Annotated in this window: 14 protein-coding genes and 1 tRNA gene; 9 read left to right on the top strand and 6 right to left on the bottom strand. The window is 71.4% G+C overall.

What is annotated here, in order from left to right:
• Positions 1–8: 8 nt before the first annotated feature.
• Positions 9–188: a hypothetical protein gene (locus AB0K00_RS12080; protein WP_363519106.1), complete on the top strand. Its 180-nt coding sequence runs from the start codon at positions 9–11 to the stop codon at positions 186–188.
• Positions 189–303: 115 nt separating this feature from the next.
• Here AB0K00_RS12080 and AB0K00_RS12075 read toward each other — a convergent pair.
• The 3 genes from AB0K00_RS12075 to AB0K00_RS12065 all read right to left on the bottom strand — a co-directional run bounded on the left by AB0K00_RS12075 (position 304) and on the right by AB0K00_RS12065 (position 2,337).
• A tRNA-Arg gene (locus AB0K00_RS12075) sits at positions 304–379 on the bottom strand.
• A gap of 467 nt (positions 380–846) precedes the next feature.
• Entirely contained in the window at positions 847–1,647 is an 801-nt protein-coding gene (locus AB0K00_RS12070) for a single-stranded DNA-binding protein (RefSeq protein ID WP_363519103.1), read from the bottom strand.
• A gap of 159 nt (positions 1,648–1,806) precedes the next feature.
• On the bottom strand, positions 1,807–2,337 hold the full coding sequence (locus tag AB0K00_RS12065; RefSeq protein ID WP_363519100.1) for a hypothetical protein: 531 nt from the start codon (positions 2,335–2,337) through the stop codon (positions 1,807–1,809).
• A gap of 129 nt (positions 2,338–2,466) precedes the next feature.
• On the opposite strand from AB0K00_RS12065, the gene AB0K00_RS12060 reads away from it, so the two are divergent.
• From AB0K00_RS12060 to AB0K00_RS12040, 5 genes are all read left to right on the top strand, one after another.
• Positions 2,467–3,444 (top strand): cobalamin biosynthesis protein, encoded by a 978-nt coding sequence (locus AB0K00_RS12060; protein WP_363519097.1) that lies wholly within the window; start codon positions 2,467–2,469, stop codon positions 3,442–3,444.
• 124 nt (positions 3,445–3,568) lie between these two features.
• The gene (locus AB0K00_RS12055) at positions 3,569–5,317 is read left to right on the top strand and encodes a cobyric acid synthase (protein WP_363519094.1); all 1,749 of its coding nucleotides are present in this window, start codon (positions 3,569–3,571) and stop codon (positions 5,315–5,317) included.
• Positions 5,314–5,934, top strand: a complete 621-nt coding sequence (locus tag AB0K00_RS12050; protein WP_363519091.1) for a hypothetical protein — start codon at positions 5,314–5,316, stop codon at positions 5,932–5,934. The genes AB0K00_RS12055 and AB0K00_RS12050 overlap by 4 nt, the downstream gene beginning before the upstream one ends.
• 75 nt (positions 5,935–6,009) lie before the next feature.
• Positions 6,010–7,074 (top strand): M48 family metallopeptidase, encoded by a 1,065-nt coding sequence (locus AB0K00_RS12045; RefSeq protein ID WP_363519088.1) that lies wholly within the window; start codon positions 6,010–6,012, stop codon positions 7,072–7,074.
• Positions 7,075–7,084: 10 nt separating this feature from the next.
• A complete protein-coding gene (locus AB0K00_RS12040) occupies positions 7,085–8,437 on the top strand; it encodes a dipeptidase (RefSeq protein WP_363519085.1) in 1,353 nt (450 codons plus the stop codon).
• 119 nt (positions 8,438–8,556) lie between these two features.
• Here the strand turns inward: AB0K00_RS12040 and AB0K00_RS12035 are convergent, their stop codons facing one another.
• Genes AB0K00_RS12035 through AB0K00_RS12025 form a run of 3 tightly spaced genes read right to left on the bottom strand, consistent with a single transcriptional unit; the run spans position 8,557 to position 11,800 of the window.
• Positions 8,557–9,009, bottom strand: a complete 453-nt coding sequence (locus AB0K00_RS12035) for a response regulator (RefSeq protein WP_327006128.1) — start codon at positions 9,007–9,009, stop codon at positions 8,557–8,559.
• Entirely contained in the window at positions 9,006–10,589 is a 1,584-nt protein-coding gene (locus AB0K00_RS12030) for an ATP-binding protein (RefSeq protein WP_363519081.1), read from the bottom strand. Before AB0K00_RS12030 ends, AB0K00_RS12035 begins: the two co-directional genes overlap by 4 nt.
• Positions 10,586–11,800 carry a fused response regulator/phosphatase gene (locus AB0K00_RS12025; RefSeq protein ID WP_363519078.1) on the bottom strand — a complete coding sequence of 405 codons (1,215 nt, stop codon included), beginning with the start codon at positions 11,798–11,800 and terminating at the stop codon, positions 10,586–10,588. Before AB0K00_RS12025 ends, AB0K00_RS12030 begins: the two co-directional genes overlap by 4 nt.
• A 162-nt stretch (positions 11,801–11,962) precedes the next feature.
• Between AB0K00_RS12025 and AB0K00_RS12020 the strand changes: the two genes are divergently transcribed.
• From AB0K00_RS12020 to AB0K00_RS12010, 3 genes are all read left to right on the top strand, one after another.
• On the top strand, positions 11,963–13,534 hold the full coding sequence (locus AB0K00_RS12020) for a Na+/H+ antiporter (RefSeq protein WP_363519075.1): 1,572 nt from the start codon (positions 11,963–11,965) through the stop codon (positions 13,532–13,534).
• Between the two features lie 29 nt (positions 13,535–13,563).
• On the top strand, positions 13,564–13,788 hold the full coding sequence (locus AB0K00_RS12015) for a UBP-type zinc finger domain-containing protein (protein WP_363519073.1): 225 nt from the start codon (positions 13,564–13,566) through the stop codon (positions 13,786–13,788).
• 186 nt (positions 13,789–13,974) lie between these two features.
• Positions 13,975–15,009: a DedA family protein gene (locus AB0K00_RS12010; RefSeq protein WP_363519070.1), complete on the top strand. Its 1,035-nt coding sequence runs from the start codon at positions 13,975–13,977 to the stop codon at positions 15,007–15,009.
• The last annotated feature ends 353 nt before the right edge of the window (positions 15,010–15,362 follow it).

Genomic DNA, 15,362 nt, shown 5'->3' with positions numbered 1-15,362 from the left:
GCTGGCGGATGGCACGGCACGAAACATCCAACCGGATCTGCGGCACCAAGACGGTCAACGGAACACCTGTCGTGTTCGGACTCGGCTCCGGCTACCAGGTGAACGGCCGGGACGCCTACCTGGCCAGCATCACGTACGAAGGCCTCGGCCAGCCGTCCAATGAATGCGAAGCCGCGGGGCCTGGGTGAGCTCGGCGGCCAGGCCTCGCGCTCCGCGCCGTTCGGTGTGTCCCCGGCCGCCGGGATCGCGCGGCCGGCATGCCGCATTGTGATTCCGCAGGCCGGGCAAATGGCCTGGTCAAGCTGGTGCGCCCGGTAGGGATCGAACCTACGACCTTGGGATTAGAAGTCCCCTGCTCTATCCGCTGAGCTACGAGCGCATGTCGTCGGACAGGCTACCGCCTGCGGCGGAGGATTCGCTTGTGGGGAGCCAAATCGACGCTCTCAGGACAGCATTCATTGTCGTCCGGCACAAGCGGGTTCCGTTGGTGCGACGTCGGTTTCGCAGCGGGTGGCGGTGGGATCACGCTTCGGGTCGTTCGGGTCGCTCCTTGTCTGCCGTCTTCTCCGGGGGCGTTCGTGCTCGCCGGCGTCAGACGCCGTGCCGTCCTTTGGCCGGGGTCACATGCCGTCCTATTGCTCGGTTACGCGTCGCCTATTGCTGATCCCGTGCCGCCTCATTGCTGGTCCCCGTGCGGCTCCCATTGCCGGTCACATGCCGCCCTATTGCCCGGTCGCGCGCCGTCCGGAGGTCGGGCGCGGCGCTGCGCCCGACCTCCCAGGTCGATCCGGGTCGACGGCGGGTCGTGACACCGGATGGTGCGGCGTCACGACCCGCCTCACGGGGTCAGGCGGGCACCGGGACCCTGCCGCCCCTGTTGCGGCGACGCCGGCCGCCGCTCGCCTCGTCGGACTCGCCCGAAGCGTTCTCGTCGTCCGAGCCTTCGGACTCGTCGCCGGAGGTGGCCTCCCCGTCCGATGCGGCATCGGCCGTCGTGAGCTCGCCGGCGTCGTCCGGCGCGGTGAAGCCCGCCATCGCGGCGAACGCCGAGCCGTCGAACGCGGCGCTGACCGCGTTGTCCAGCTCGGTCAGGACGTCCTCCGCGAACGGGTCGCGGGTGGCGTCCTGCGGCGGCTCCTCGACGGTTGTGACGAAGCCGCCGAGTTCGGCGTCGTAGTCGCGGTGGCGGGGCAGGTCGTTCAGCGCCGCTACCGGGGTGCTCGGCTGGCCGGCGATCCGAGCCTCCGACAGTTCGTCGTCGATGGCGCTGGTCAACGTGTTCGGCCGGACCCGGGCGAACTTCGCCCGCCCGCGCGACAGGTCGTGACCGACGGACGTGGCCTCCAGCTCGTAGGCCACCCGCTTGACGTGTTCCTCGGTCTCCCAGTTGCGGCTCGACAGCCTGCCGGTGACGACGACCGGATCGCCGACGTGGACGCAGCGCATCACGTTTTCCGCGAGCTGGCGCCAGCATGTGACGCGCAGCCGGAGCGTGTCACCGTCGACCCAGCGCTCCTGATGGCGGTCGTAGCGCCGGGATGTTGCGGCGACCCTGAAGTTGGTAACCAGCTGGCGGCTCTCCTCCAGCCGCCGGCATTCGGGTTCGGTGAGCACGTTGCCGACGATGGTCATGGTCGTCTCGTTCATGTCCGTCTCCCTCCCGTGTTGTGGACTCGGGACGGAGCATCGGTCAGATCGGGTCCTCGCCGCTCGGCGGTGGGGCCGGATCTGTGGATAACCGGGGGCTTGTGGACAGGGTCGCGTCAGGTCGGATGATCTGGTACGGGCGGCGCACCCCGGTACACCTCAGAATGCGGCGTGGGCGAGGTTCTGGGTGAACACTTCCCAGGCCCCGCGGCGGCGCACCAGCAGCTTGCGGGACAGCAGGTGCGGGTCGCCGGCGAAGAAGATCCTGTCGACCGCGCGCCGGACCTTCGCGAGGCCGGGCGGGGACTGCGAACCGGTCACGATCATGACGTCCCGGGCCGGGACGCCGACCACGAGCTCACCGGGCACGGCACGCTCCAGACCTGCCCAGAACGGCTCGGCGAGCAGCAGCGTCGAGGCGATGCCGTCGAACTGGAGCATCAGCGCGGGCGGCTGGCCGTGGACCTGCGCGGCGCCGAGCCGGTTGTCGAGGTTGTGCGCGGCCTGGCGGCGCAGCATCCGCCTCGGCAGCTCCATACGCTGCAGGTCAGCCCAGGTGACGAGGCGCTGCCCATACGGCGGCCCGTAGCTGTAGCCCACCCCGAGACCGCCCATGAACTCGTCGAGCACGGGCGCGTGCACGTCGTCGCGACGCATGTCGCGAAGTGGTGCGAGAACGGGGAGGAGCATGAGCTGCACGCTTGCAAAGTAGGACGGTGACGGATGTGAGACAAGCTCTTGTTTTTGCACCATCTGCTTGCTAGGGCGTCCGCGGGCCGTCGCGAAAAACTGTCGGTGGGGGTCGGTAGTGTCCGGCGCATGGCGAATCGAAGACTCCAGGCCGACGCAATCGGGATGGTACTGGGCGGTGTGCTGGACGCGATGTTCGGCGATCCGCGCAGGTGGCACCCTGTCGCGGGGTTCGGGCGGTTCGCGGGGGCGGTCGAGCGGCACACGTATGCCGACGCGCGGCCGGCGGGAGCGCGGTTCACGGCCGTGGCGGTGGGCGTCCCGGTGGCCCTCGCGGCGGTGGCGGCGTGGCTGACCCGGCGAAGGCCGATCGCCCGCACCGTGCTGGTCGCCGGCGCGACCTGGGCCGCGCTGGGCGGCACGAGCCTCGCGCGCGAGGGGCGGGTGATGGCCGACCGGCTCGACGGCGGAGACCTGGAGTCCGCGCGGGCGCAGCTGCCCAACCTGTGCGGGCGGGACCCGTCGGCGCTCGGAGCGCCCGAGCTGGCCCGCGCCACGGTGGAGTCCGTCGCCGAGAACACGTCGGACGCCGTGGTCGGCCCGCTGTTCTGGGGCGCTGTCGCGGGGCTGCCGGGCATCGTCGGGTATCGGGCGGTCAACACGCTCGACGCGATGGTCGGGCACCGCTCCGCTCGGTATGCGAGGTTCGGCACCGCGTCGGCCCGCCTCGACGACCTGGCCAACCTCGTGCCGTCGCGGGTGACGGCGGCGCTGACGGTCGCCGCTGCGCCGGTCGTCGGCGGGCGTCCCCGTGAGGCGCTGCGGGTGTGGCTGCGCGACGGAGGACGGCATCCGAGCCCGAATTCGGGGCAGTGCGAGGCGGCGGCCGCCGGTGCGCTCGGCATCCGGCTGGGCGGCCGCAATGTGTATGGCTCCCGGGTGGAGGAGCGACCCCACCTCGGCGACGGTGCGCCACCGGCGCCGCGCGACGTGCGCCGGGCCGCGACCCTGTCCGTCGTCGTCGGTGCGGCCGCCCTCGGGCTCGCCTGCGCGGTCAGGGCGGGCGCCGGGCGGAGTTCCGCCAAGCGGGGCGGGGGTGCGGCGTGAGCGGTCCGGAGCGGGGTGGAAGGGTTGTGCGCCGGGAGCGCGGGTGCGGCGCGGAGCGGGCCGGATGGGCTGTTCGCCGCGGGTACGGCGCGGGGCGGCACAGGAGTCCGGCGGAGGTGACGGCATGAGCGGGCTGCTGGTCGCCGGCACCACGTCAGACGCGGGCAAGAGCATGCTCACCGCGGGGATCTGCCGCTGGCTGCGCCGGCGCGGCGTCGACGTCGCGCCGTTCAAGGCGCAGAACATGTCCAACAACTCGGCGATCGCGATCGACGGCGGCGAGATCGGCCGGGCGCAGGCGCTGCAGGCGTATGCGTGCGGGCTGGAGCCCAGCGTCAGGTTCAACCCGGTGCTGCTCAAACCCAGCTCCGACCGCACCAGCCAGGTCGTCGTCCTCGGCCAGGCTACCGGGCACATCGGCGCGCGCAACTACCACGAGATCAAGGACGGGCTGCGCGGGACGGTGCTGGAGACGTTGCGTGAGCTGCGGGCCAAGCACGAGGTGGTGATCTGCGAGGGGGCCGGGAGCCCGGCGGAGATCAACCTGCGGGCCGGCGACCTGGCCAACATGGGCCTGGCCCGCGCGGCGGATCTGCCGGTGATCGTGGTCGGCGACATCGACCGGGGTGGGGTCTTCGCCGCGCTGTACGGCACGCTCGCGCTCCTCGACGCCGACGATCAGGCGCTCGTGTCGGGCTTCGTGATCAACAAGTTCCGCGGGGACTCGGGGCTGCTGCAGCCGGGCCTCGACTCGCTCGCGGAGCTGACCGGGCGGCCGACGTTCGGGGTGATCCCCTGGTCCAATGAGCTCTGGCTCGACGGCGAGGACTCGCTCGCCTATGACGGGCGGGTCCTGGGCCGGCCGGCGCCGCCGCGCGGCGGGCAGTGGCTGCGGGTCGCGGTGGTCCGTCTGCCCCGGGTCTCCAACGCGACCGACGCGGAGGCGCTCGCCGCGGAGCCGGGCGTCCAGGTGCGGCTCACGGTCGAGCCGGCCGACCTCGCCGACGTGGACCTCGTCGTGCTGCCCGGCAGCAAGTCCACTGTGGACGACCTGCACTGGTTGCGGGAGCGTGGCCTGGCGGACGCGGTGCTGGCCCACGCGGCGGCGGGCCGGCCGGTCCTCGGCATCTGCGGCGGGTTCCAGATGCTGTCCGAGCGGATCTTCGACGACGTGGAGAGCCGCCGCGGTGCGGTGCAGGGGCTGGGGCTGCTGCCGGTGGAGGTCACGTTCGCCGCCCGGAAGACACTGGGGCTGGTGACGGGGACCGGGCTCGGATCGCAGCCGGTGCGGGGGTACGAGATCCACCACGGCGTGGTGAGCCGGGCGGCGGAAGGGCTGACGCCGTTGATCCGGCTGGCCGACGGCACCGGCGAGGGCGCCGTGGTCGGCAGCGTGTTCGGCACGCACTGGCACGGGGCGTTCGAGACCGACGGGTTCCGGCGGGCGTTCCTGACCGAGGCGGCCCGTCTCGCCGGGCGGCACGGCTTCGAGGTGGCGCCGGACACGTCGTTCGCGGCGCTGCGGGAGCGGACCGTGGACGTGCTGGGTGACCTGGTCGAGGAGCACCTCGACACGGAGGCTCTGTGGCGCCTCATCGAGCGCGGCGCACCGGCCGGGCTGCCGACCGTCGTGCCTGCCCTGCGCATCACCGGGCCACGGCCACCGGCCGACGTGCCGGGTCCGTCACCGGCCGACGTGCCGGGTCCGTCACCGGCCGACGTGCCGGGGGCGCCGACCACCGGCGCGCCGGGATCGCCAGAGCCACCGGGATCGCCAGAGCCACCGGGAGCGCCAGAGCCACCGGGAGCGCCAGAGCGGCCGGGAGCGCCAGAAGCGTCAGGGGTGTCCAGCGTTGTGACGGGGGCGGGATGAGCGTCGGCGGGGTGCGGGTGGGCACGTATGACGGGCTGGCGAAGGAGGTTCTCGGCCGGGAGGCGCGGCTGGGGGACGTGCGGCTGGTGGCGGTCGATGGGCGGGCCGGGTCTGGGAAGACCACGTTCGCGGGGCGGTTGGCGCGGGCGCTGCGGCATGCCGGCGTGGACGTCGCCGAGTTGCACACCGACGACTTCCTCGACGGGTGGGCGGAGCTGACGGCGTGGCGGCCGAGGCTGGAGCGGTGGGTGTTCGCGCCGTTCAAGGTGGGTGACGACGCGCGGTTCCGGCGGTATGACTGGGTCGCGGAGCGCCTGCGGGAGGAGTGGGAGACGCTGCGGCGGCCGGACGTGCTGGTCGTGGAGGGGGTGGGGAGCGCTGCGGTGGAGGATCTGACGCTGGCGGCGTGCGTCCACGCGCCCGAGGCGCTGCGGCTCGAGCGGGGGCTGATTCGTGACGGTGAGGCGTTGCGGCCGCAGTGGGAGCGGTGGATGGTCGAGGAGGACCGGTTCTTCGAGGACGGCACGGCGTTGCGGGGCGTCGACGTGCATGTCGACGGGGCGCCGGGGGAGGAGCACGATCCGCAGAATGAGTACTTCATCCTCGCGGGCGGGTAGACGACGGTTGCGCAGGTGCGGGACGATCCGAGAAGCGGCCGGACGAAATCCGGGTGCGACGGGGAGGCGGAGCGGATGACCACGGACGAGGTGCAACGCCGGCGGGTGGTGCTGACCGGGATCAGTTCCCGGGCCTGGGAGCACCCGGCGGACAGGGGCGCCCTGGTGGCGCTGCGCGAGCTGCGCGGGTTCGACGACGCGCTGAAGTCGTTGCACGCGTTGTGGAATGAGCGGGCCTGGCGGCTGGAGTTTCTCGGCAACGCGATCCGTGTCGATCACCGGCAGTTCCCGCGGGTGCACCGGTTGATGGCGGAGGCTGCGGCGTCGCTGGACATTGCAGAGCTGCCGGAGCTGTATGTGCACAGCAGCCGGTCGATCAACGGCATGTGCATCGGCATGTCGAAGCCGTTCATCGTGATCAACCGGGGCTGCCTGGAGCTGCTGGACGACGAGGAGCTGCGTTGCCTGCTCGGGCACGAGCTCGGGCACCTGGTCAGCGGGCACGCGGTGTACCGGACGATGGTGATGATCCTGACGGACTGGGCGGTGCGGCTCGCGTGGCTGCCGGTCGGGTCGATGGTGCTGCGGGCGATCGTGGCCGCGCTCATGGAGTGGTGGCGCAAGGCGGAGCTGTCAGCGGACCGGGCCGGGCTGCTCGCCTGCCAGGACCCGGCGGCGTCGCTGCGGCTGTCGATGAAGCTGGCGGGCGGCGGGGACCTGTCGGAGGTCGACACGACCGCGTTCCTGGAGCAGGCCGCGGAGTTCGAGCGGGCCGGTGACCTGCGGGACAGCCTGATCAAGATCCGGATGGTGACGGCGCGGTCGCACCCGATGCCGGTGGCGCGGGCCGCCGAGGTGCGGGCGTGGATCGACAGCGGGGAGTATGGGCGGATTCTCGGCGGCGAGTATCCGCGGCGCGCCGACGACGGGGACGCCAAGGTCACCGACGAGATCAAGGCGGCCGCCGCGTCCTACCGGGAGGCGTTCTCCAGGTCGCAGGATCCGCTGGTGTCGTTGCTGCGCAAGCTCGGTGACGGCGCTTCGGAAGTCGGGGACTGGGTCGGTGCCGGCGCCGGGAGGATGCGCGGCTGGATGCGCGGAAACGGGTCCGACGGCACGGACGGGCGTCCGGCGCAGTAAGTTTCCGAGTATGACTGTGCTCACCGACGAAGAGCTCCGCGCCGCGATCCGGCGGGAGATGCCAGGTGTCCGCGCCGATCTGGAGCGACTCGTTCGCATCCCGGGCATCGCGTTCACCGGGTTCGACCACAGCCACGTCGAGCGTTCCGCCGAGGCGGTGGCGGAGCTGCTGCGCGGGGCTGGGATCCCGGACGTCCGGCTGGTCCGCAAGGGTGGGCAGCCCGCGGTGCTGGGCCGCCGGCCGGCGCCGCCCGGAGCGCCGACGGTGTTGCTGTATGCGCACCACGACGTCCAGCCGGTCGGTGACCGCTCGCAGTGGCTGAGCGACCCGTTCGAGCCGCAGGAGCGCGACGGTCGCCTGTACGGGCGCGGCACCGCCGACGACAAGGCCGGCGTCATGGCGCACATCGCGGCGCTGCGGGCGTTCGGCGAGGACCTGCCGGTCGGCGTGGTGCTGTTCATCGAGGGCGAGGAGGAGTTCGGCTCCGAGTCGCTGGAGGACCTGCTCCGCGAGCACCGGGACGAGCTCGCCTCCGACGTGATCGTGATCGCCGACTCGGGCAACTGGGATGTCGGCCAGCCGGCGCTGACCACGGGGCTGCGGGGGATCGTTAACGGGTTCTTCGAGGTCCGCGTGCTGGAGCAGGCCGTGCACAGCGGCATGTTCGGCGGCGCCGTGCCGGACGCGTTGATCACCTTGTCGCGGCTGATCTCGACGCTGCACGACGACGCGGGTGACGTCGCCGTCGAGGGGCTGGTCAGCACGGCGTCGGCGCCGCTGGACTACCCGGAGGACCGGTTCCGTGAGGAGGCCGGGATGCTCGACGGGGTCGAGTTCATCGGCACCGGGCGGCTGGTCGAGCGGCTGTGGACCCGGCCGGCGATCTCGATCCTCGGCATCGACGCCCCGCCGACCGAGGGCGCGCCCAACGCGCTGATCCCGGTCGCGAAGGCCAAGTTCAGTGTGCGGATCGCGCCCGGTGACTCGGCGCAGCGGGTGTACGACACGATGGTCGCCCACCTGGAGCGGCACGTGCCGTGGGGCGCGAAGGTCACGGTGACCCTTGAGCAGCTCGGCGAGCCGTGCGTGATCGACGCGACCGGGCCCGTGTTCGAAGCGGCGCGGCAGGCGTTCACCGAGGCGTGGGACGGCGTGACGCCGGTCGACATGGGCGTCGGCGGGTCGATCCCGTTCATCGCGACGTTCCAGGAGCTGTTCCCCAAGGCGGCGATCCTGGTCACCGGCGTCGAGGACCCGAGCACCCGGGCGCACGGGCCGAACGAGAGCCTGCACCTGGGCGAGTTCGAGCGGGTCTGCATCGCCGAGGCGCTCCTGCTGGCAAAAGTCGCCCGCGCGGCCTGAAGCCCGCACAGCCCAAAAGCCCACACAGCCTGAACAGGCAGGACCGGCCGGGCGAACGAGAGACCCGGCCGGTCAGCGGTGCAGGAGAAACGGTCAGCGGTGCAGAAAGACGGGACGGTTCACCCGCGTGGGGGAAGCTTCACCACGCTCACGAAGAACTCGTCGATCTGCCGCACCACGGCGATGAAGCTGTCGAAGTCGACCGGCTTCGTCACATAGGCGTTGGCGTGCAGCGAGTAGCTGCGCAGGATGTCCTCGTCGGCGCCAGAAGTGGTCAGCACCACGACCGGGATGCGGCGCAGGTCGGGGTCCTCCTTGATGGCCTGGAGGACCTGCCGGCCGTCGACCCGGGGCAGGTTGAGGTCCAGCAGGATCAGGTCGGGGCGGGGCGCGTCCGCGTGCGGCCCCTCCCGGCGCAGGTAGGACAACGCCTCCTCGCCGTCGGAGACGACGTTGAGCTTGTTGCGGACCTTGTGCTCCTCGAACGCCTCCTGCGTCATCAGCACGTCGCCCGGGTCGTCCTCGACCAGGAGCACCTCGATCGGCAGGGACGATTCCCGGGGTGCGGTCATGAAACGGACTCCTCAAGCAAAGGGGCGGCGGCGTCGTCGTCGAGTACAGGCACGGGGAGCGTGAACCGGAACAGCGTACCTTCGGTCTGTGACGGGTCGATCCAGATCCTGCCGCCGTGGTATTCGACGATTTTCTTCGCGATCGCGAGGCCGATACCAGTTCCCGGATAGGCGTCTTTCGCGTGCAAGCGCTGGAAGATCACGAAGACCTTGTCGGCGAACTCGGGTTCGATGCCGATCCCGTTGTCCTCCACGCTGATCTCGTACTCGTCGCCGACGCGCCGGCTGTCCACGATGATGCGCGGCGTGCGGTCGGGGTGCCGGAACTTCAGCGCGTTGCCGATCAGGTTGCTGAACAGCGCGCCGAGCAGCGGCTCCTCGCCCCGCACCACCGGGAGCTCGGTGAATGTGATCTCGGCGCCGACCGCCGCGCGCTGCGACTCGAACTGCTCGGCGGCGTCGACGACCACGGTGTTCAGGTCGATGTCGTTGAAGCCGCTGGTGAGCCGGCCGATGCGGGAGAAGGCGAGCAGGTCGTTGATCAGTCGCTGCATGCGCTGCGCGCCGTCGACGGCGAAGGCGATGTACTGGTCCGCCCGCTCGTCGAGTTGCCGCGCGTACCGGCGCTGCAGCAGCTGGCAGAAAGAGGCCACCTTGCGCAGCGGCTCCTGCAGGTCGTGCGAGGCGACGTAGGCGAACTGCTCGAGGTCGCGGTTGGACCTGGTCAGCTCGGCCGCCTGCTGCTCGAGCATCCGGTTGGCCTCCTCGACCAGCCGGCGCGCCTCCACGACGTCCTGCAGCTCGGTGTTGATCCGGCGGCGCATCGTGTCGACGTCGGCGGCGAGGGCCGCGAGCTCCGGGGGGCCGCCACCGGTGATCTCGTGGTCGTAGTTGCCGGCCGCGACGATGCGCACCTCGGCGGCCAGTTCGGTCACCGGCCGGGTCACCAGCCGCCGCAGCAGCAGCGCCAGCGCCACGCCGGCGACGATGATCACGATCCCGGCGAAGACGAGCAGCAGGATCAGCATGTTGCCGGACGACCGGACCTGGGCGGCGACCGCGTCGCGCCGGGTGCTCAACGCGGTGCGCAGCGTGTTGATCCGGTCGGAGGCGGCGGTGTAGACGGCCCTGGAGGTGTCCGTCGGCGTGGCGCGCTCCGCGCTCGGCCCGTCGCTGCGGGTCTGCGCGATCAGCGGTTCGGTGATCTCCCGCCGGTACTGGGAGGTCGCCGCGGCGATGTCGTGGACGGCGGCGAGCAGGTCGGGCTCGTCGGACAGGAGCCGCTCCGAGTCGGCGAGGATCTCGGTCTCGGACTGCTGGGCGGCCTTGTACGTGTCGAGGTCGCTCTCCTTGCCGGTCAGCAGGAACGTGCGGACGCTGGTCTGCTGGCGCAGCAGCTGCGAATACAGCTGCTCGGCATTGACCAGCGCCGGCGTGAGCCGGTCCATCACCTTCGTCGTGTCGGCCCGGTTGGTGCCGGCCGTGACGGTGGCGCTCACCGCGATCAGCCCGAGCAGGCCGGCCACGATCGCGCAGAGCGCGATGATCCGGCGCCAGAGCGACCAGGTGGTGGGATTCATGCCGTACTCCTAGGGTCCAGCAGCAGCACGGCGATGTCGTCGGACAGCGGCCCGCCGTTGTGCCCCTCGGCCTGCGCCGCGAGCCAGGCCGGCAGGTCGCGGGGGAGCGCGCCGCCCCGGTCCTTCAGGACCTCGACGATGCCCTCGATGCCGAGGCGCTCGCCGCCCGACGCGTCCGGCGTGGCACTCCCTTCGATCAGGCCGTCGGTGTACAGCAGCAGCTGCCAGCCCGGATCGCCGAGGCGCACCTCGGTGGCCGGGCGGGGCACGCCGGGCATCACGCCGAGCACGAGACCGGGTCGCACGTCGCACGGCTCGACCCGGTCCCCGGCGATGACGATCGGTGGCGGGTGGCCGGCGAGGCGGATCAGCGCGGTGCCTTCGGCCAGGTTGACCTTGGCGACCGCGACGGTCGCGAACAGCTCGTCGGAGCGCCGCTCGCTGACCAGTACCTGCTCCAGGGAGTCCAGGATGTGGTCCTCGGGCACGCCGGCCAGCACCAGGGCCCGCCAGGCGACCCGCAGCGCCACCCCGAGCGGGGCCTCGTCGACGCCGTGCCCGCACACGTCCCCGATGAGCAGGTGCAGGTGGGTGCCGTCGACCCCGATCGCGTCGAAGAAGTCGCCGCCGAGCAGCCCACGGTCGCGGCCGGGACGGTAGATGGACCACAGGTCGGCCTCGACCCCGGCCATGATCGGCTTGGGCAGCAGCCCGCGTTCGAGCCGGGCCGACTCCGCCTGCCGCAGCTCCGACTCGCGCAGCAGCCGGGCCTGCTCGTCGGCGCGCTTGCGCTCCACGGCGTACCGCACGGCGCGGGACAGCCCCGTACCGTCGACCGCGCCCTTGACCAGATAGTCCTGGGCCCCCTCGGCGACGGCAGCGGTGCCCAGGTGCTCGTCCTCCAGGCCGGTCAGCACGCACACGGCGACCCGGCCGGCGTCCTGCAGCACCTGGCGCAGCCCGTCCAGGCCGCTCGCGTCGGGCAGCCCGAGGTCGAGCAGGACGCAGTGCACCTCGCGCAGCAGCGGGCGAGCCTCCCGCATCGTCTGCGCGACCTGCACGTCGAACGGCGCGTCCGCCTCCGCGAGCAGCTCCTGGACCAGGAACGCGTCGCCGGGATCGTCCTCGATCAGCAGCACCCGGATGCGCTCGCCGGTGCGCAGTCCCAGCCGCCGGTTACGAAGGTCGATCGTCGTGCCGACGTCGGCCATGCTCACACCCCTGCCACGGATGCGGTTAGTTGTCGCGCGGCACACATGGGGACGATCCTTCCCTACCTGACGGCTCGCTGCACGTGCGGGTGCAGTGTCTCAGCCGCAGTGGTCGCCGTCACCACACTCCTGCTGCGTCCTACGGCTGGATAGGCTTCGCGCGTGCACGGGCTCGAGAACATCGTCGGACTGATCGCGGTCGTCGTCGCCACCTCCGTGGTGGCCCGCCGTATCGGTGTGCTGTCCCCCATCTTGCTGGTCCTGGTCGGCATCGGGATCTCCTTCATCCCCGGGGTCCTGGAGGTCGAGCTGGACCCGGAGGTGGTGCTGCTCGGCATCCTCCCGCCCATCCTGTACGTGGCGGCGCTGGAAACCTCGGTGCCCGCGTTCCGCTTCAATCTGCGCCCCATCCTGCTGCTCGCGGTCGGACTGGTCCTGTTCACCGCCGCGGCCGTGGGCTTGACCCTGAACATGCTCCTGCCACAGGTACCACTCGCGATGTGCTTCGCGCTCGGTGCTGTCGTCGCGCCGCCCGACGCGGTCGCCGCCACCGCGGTCGCCAGGCGCATCGGCCTGCCACGGCGGATCGTCACCGTCCTGGAGGGCGAGAGCCTCATCAACGACGCGACCGCGCTCGTCACCCTGCGGGTCGCGGTCGCCGCCGCGGTCGGCCAGGCCGTCGACGCCTGGTCGATCACCCAGGCGGCCACGATCGCGGTCGTCGGCGGTGTCGGCATCGGCGTCGTCGGCGGCATCGTCCTGGGCTACGTGCACAAGCGCATCGAGAACCCGCTCATCGACAACGCGATGTCGCTGCTCACCCCCTGGCTCGTCTTCCTGCCGGCGGAGCGGATCCACGCCTCCGGCGTCGTCGCGGTCGTCGTGTGCGGGCTCGCGCTCGGCCACAAGATGCCGACGCTGATGTCCGCCGCGTCGCGGCTGCAGATGGACGCTTTCTGGCGAATGGTGAAGTTTCTGCTCGAAGGGGCGGTCTTCCTGCTCGTCGGTCTGCAGATCCGGGCGCTCATCGAGCAGGTCGAGCAACGGTCGTTCTGGTTCGTCATGGGCTGCCTCGGCGCGGTCGTCGGCGTCGTGATCGTCACCCGGATCGTGTGGCTGTTCCCCACGGTGTACCTCGCCCGGCTCATCCCACGCGTCCGCCGCCGCGACCCCGCCCCGGCGGCCGCGGCGGCCGCCGTCATCTCCTGGGCGGGCATGCGGGGCGCGGTCACCCTCGCCGCCGCGCTTTCCCTGCCGGCGAGCAGCGAGGCGGACGACTATCCGCGCGGACTGTTCGTGATCCTGGCCTTCAGTGTCATCGTGGCGACGCTGGTCCTGCAGGGCGCCACCCTGCCGACCGTCGCCCGCTGGCTGAAGGTGCCCGGCGACGACGAGAAGGAGGACGCGCTCGCGGAGGCGTCGGTGCAGCACGAGGCGAGCCGCGCCGGCAAGGACCGCCTGGAGGAGGTCGCCGACGACGCGCCCGAAGGCGTGGTCGAGCGGCTGCGGCAGGTCGCGCTCAGCCGTTCCAACCTGGCCTGGGAGCGCCTCGGCCGGTCCGACCGGGAAACGCCGTCCGCAGCGTACGCCCGCCTGCGACGCGAGATGCTGAACGCCGAACGGGAGGTCTTCCGGCGCGCGCGCGACACCGGCAAGATCCCCGAGGAGACGCTGCGCCAGGCGCAGCGGGACATGGACCTGGAAGAGTCACTGCTGGAGCGAGGAGATCTGTGACCTGCGCGCACATCGAAGCAGCGGAGAAGATGGACGCCCCCGAGGTCGAGGGTTGTCCGGAATGCATCGCTATGGGCTTCTCCGACTGGGTCCACCTGCGGCAGTGCCTCACCTGCGGACACGTCGCGTGCTGCGACTCCTCGCCGCGAAGGCACGCCACGCAGCATTTCCTCACCACCCACCACCCCGTCATGCAGTCGATCGAGCCCGGCGAGTTCTGGCGCTGGTGTTACCTGGACGAGACCATCGGTTGACCCTTCCGTGACGTCCTACCTGCGGGTATGCGTGTTCTCAGCGGTTTCTAAGGAGACGCCGGACACAATCATCTCCAGTTGGGCATGGAGTCGGGTGCATTCGTGTTGCCATGGTCAACGGGGAATGGTCGACTGACGACGGGGTAGGGGGCGGACCATGGTGAGCGGGACATGGTAGACGCGGTCATGGACTTGGTGGCTGCGCCCGGAGTCCTTTATGCCACGATCCTGATCCTCCTCACTATCGACGCGTTCATTCCGGTCGTCCCCGCGCAGGCACTGATGATCGGCGGCGGCATCCTGTCCACCACCGGCCACGTCCAGCTGCTGCTGCTCGTGGCCGCGGGTGCCCTCGGCGCCGTCTCCGGCGACCTGCTCGCCTTCCTGGTCGGCCGCCGGCTGGCCCGCCGCGACGCCGACACCCCGGAGCGACTGAGCCGCCGCAAGCCGCGGGCGATCACGCTGCGCCTCAACGAAGCGATGCGCAAGCACATCTTCCTGGCCGTGCTGCTGTGCCGGTTCGTGCCCGCGGGCCGCATGATCACCGCGATCTACGCCGGCCGCAACGGCATGTCGACCCGCCGTTTCGCCTCGTACGACGTGGTCGCCGCGACCCTGTGGGCCTCCTACGGCGCCCTGCTCGGCCACTTCGGTGGCGAGGCGATCGCCGACTCGTCGTGGCTGCCGCTGGTCCTGGTCGCCGCGGCCGCACTGCTCTTCCTGGCGGGCGCCCCGCTGATCGGCCTGGCGGGCCGGCTGCGCAAGCGGTCCGCCCTCGGGTCCCAGCCCGTGGTCCTCGCGCTGGCCGCCGAGCCGGCGTCGGCCCTCGAGGCCGCAGTGGTCGCGTTAGGTGCGCCCGCCGCGGTTTCCGTGGTGAACGTCGCAGCTGTGGCGGTCGGGGATGCGAAGGTACGGGACGAGAAGGCCGGCCGGTCGACCAGGAGTGTGTTCAACGGACGCCGTCCGTCGGGGCGGTCCATCGTCAGGGCGGGGCTCGCCGCGAAGGTCGGCGCGGTCGCCCGGGTGATGCGGGTGGCCGGGAGCATGCCGGTCGTCGCCGCGTCGCCGCAGCCGGCCCGTCGCCGCTGCCGCCGCACCGCGATGGAGACCCTGGCCGCCGCCGAGCCGATGGCCGCGATCGAGGTGCTCGTCGCCGCCGAGGCCGTCGCCGCCGCGGAGTCGGTCGTCGTCCAGGTCAACGGCCTGCAGAACGCCAGCTGACCGAAGCGCCCCGGCGGTTCCCCGCACGACGATTCCTGTTGGGCCGTGGTCTCGTTCCGACGATCGCGAAACGCCCACGGTGCTTCGTGCCCGCCGGAGTTCCGCACACCTTTGGTTCCTGCGACCGTGCCGAGCGGTCGTGTCCAGTCACGCCCGACATTTCGGATTTGCGGAAAGTCGATGCGGTGGGACGGCCGATGCGTGGGACGGCCGATGCGTGGGACGGCCGATGGCAGTGGCACATCCAATGGCAGTGGCACAGCCGATGCAGTGGGACGGCCGATGGCAGTGGCCGGCCGATGCAATGGCAAATGTGATGCGGTGGGACGGCCGATAACGGTGGCATAGCCGAT

Source organism: Dactylosporangium sp. NPDC049525 (assembly GCF_040676755.1).
GTDB lineage: Bacteria > Actinomycetota > Actinomycetes > Mycobacteriales > Micromonosporaceae > Dactylosporangium.
The sequence above is the reverse complement of the archived record's forward strand: the minus strand, read 5'-3'. Positions and strand labels throughout refer to the sequence as shown.

What these genes read in the sequence shown, in the direction of transcription:
- AB0K00_RS12080 (WP_363519106.1), top strand. Translation starts at nt 9, where the DNA reads ATGGCACGGCACGAAACATCCAACCGGATCTGCGGCACCAAGACGGTC.
- AB0K00_RS12070 (WP_363519103.1), bottom strand. Translation starts at nt 1,647, where the DNA reads ATGAACGAGACGACCATGACCATCGTCGGCAACGTGCTCACCGAACCC.
- AB0K00_RS12065 (WP_363519100.1), bottom strand. Translation starts at nt 2,337, where the DNA reads ATGCTCCTCCCCGTTCTCGCACCACTTCGCGACATGCGTCGCGACGAC.
- AB0K00_RS12060 (WP_363519097.1), top strand. Translation starts at nt 2,467, where the DNA reads ATGGCGAATCGAAGACTCCAGGCCGACGCAATCGGGATGGTACTGGGC.
- AB0K00_RS12055 (WP_363519094.1), top strand. Translation starts at nt 3,569, where the DNA reads ATGAGCGGGCTGCTGGTCGCCGGCACCACGTCAGACGCGGGCAAGAGC.
- AB0K00_RS12050 (WP_363519091.1), top strand. Translation starts at nt 5,314, where the DNA reads ATGAGCGTCGGCGGGGTGCGGGTGGGCACGTATGACGGGCTGGCGAAG.
- AB0K00_RS12045 (WP_363519088.1), top strand. Translation starts at nt 6,010, where the DNA reads ATGACCACGGACGAGGTGCAACGCCGGCGGGTGGTGCTGACCGGGATC.
- AB0K00_RS12040 (WP_363519085.1), top strand. Translation starts at nt 7,085, where the DNA reads ATGACTGTGCTCACCGACGAAGAGCTCCGCGCCGCGATCCGGCGGGAG.
- AB0K00_RS12035 (WP_327006128.1), bottom strand. Translation starts at nt 9,009, where the DNA reads ATGACCGCACCCCGGGAATCGTCCCTGCCGATCGAGGTGCTCCTGGTC.
- AB0K00_RS12030 (WP_363519081.1), bottom strand. Translation starts at nt 10,589, where the DNA reads ATGAATCCCACCACCTGGTCGCTCTGGCGCCGGATCATCGCGCTCTGC.
- AB0K00_RS12025 (WP_363519078.1), bottom strand. Translation starts at nt 11,800, where the DNA reads ATGGCCGACGTCGGCACGACGATCGACCTTCGTAACCGGCGGCTGGGA.
- AB0K00_RS12015 (WP_363519073.1), top strand. Translation starts at nt 13,564, where the DNA reads ATGGACGCCCCCGAGGTCGAGGGTTGTCCGGAATGCATCGCTATGGGC.
- AB0K00_RS12010 (WP_363519070.1), top strand. Translation starts at nt 13,975, where the DNA reads ATGGACTTGGTGGCTGCGCCCGGAGTCCTTTATGCCACGATCCTGATC.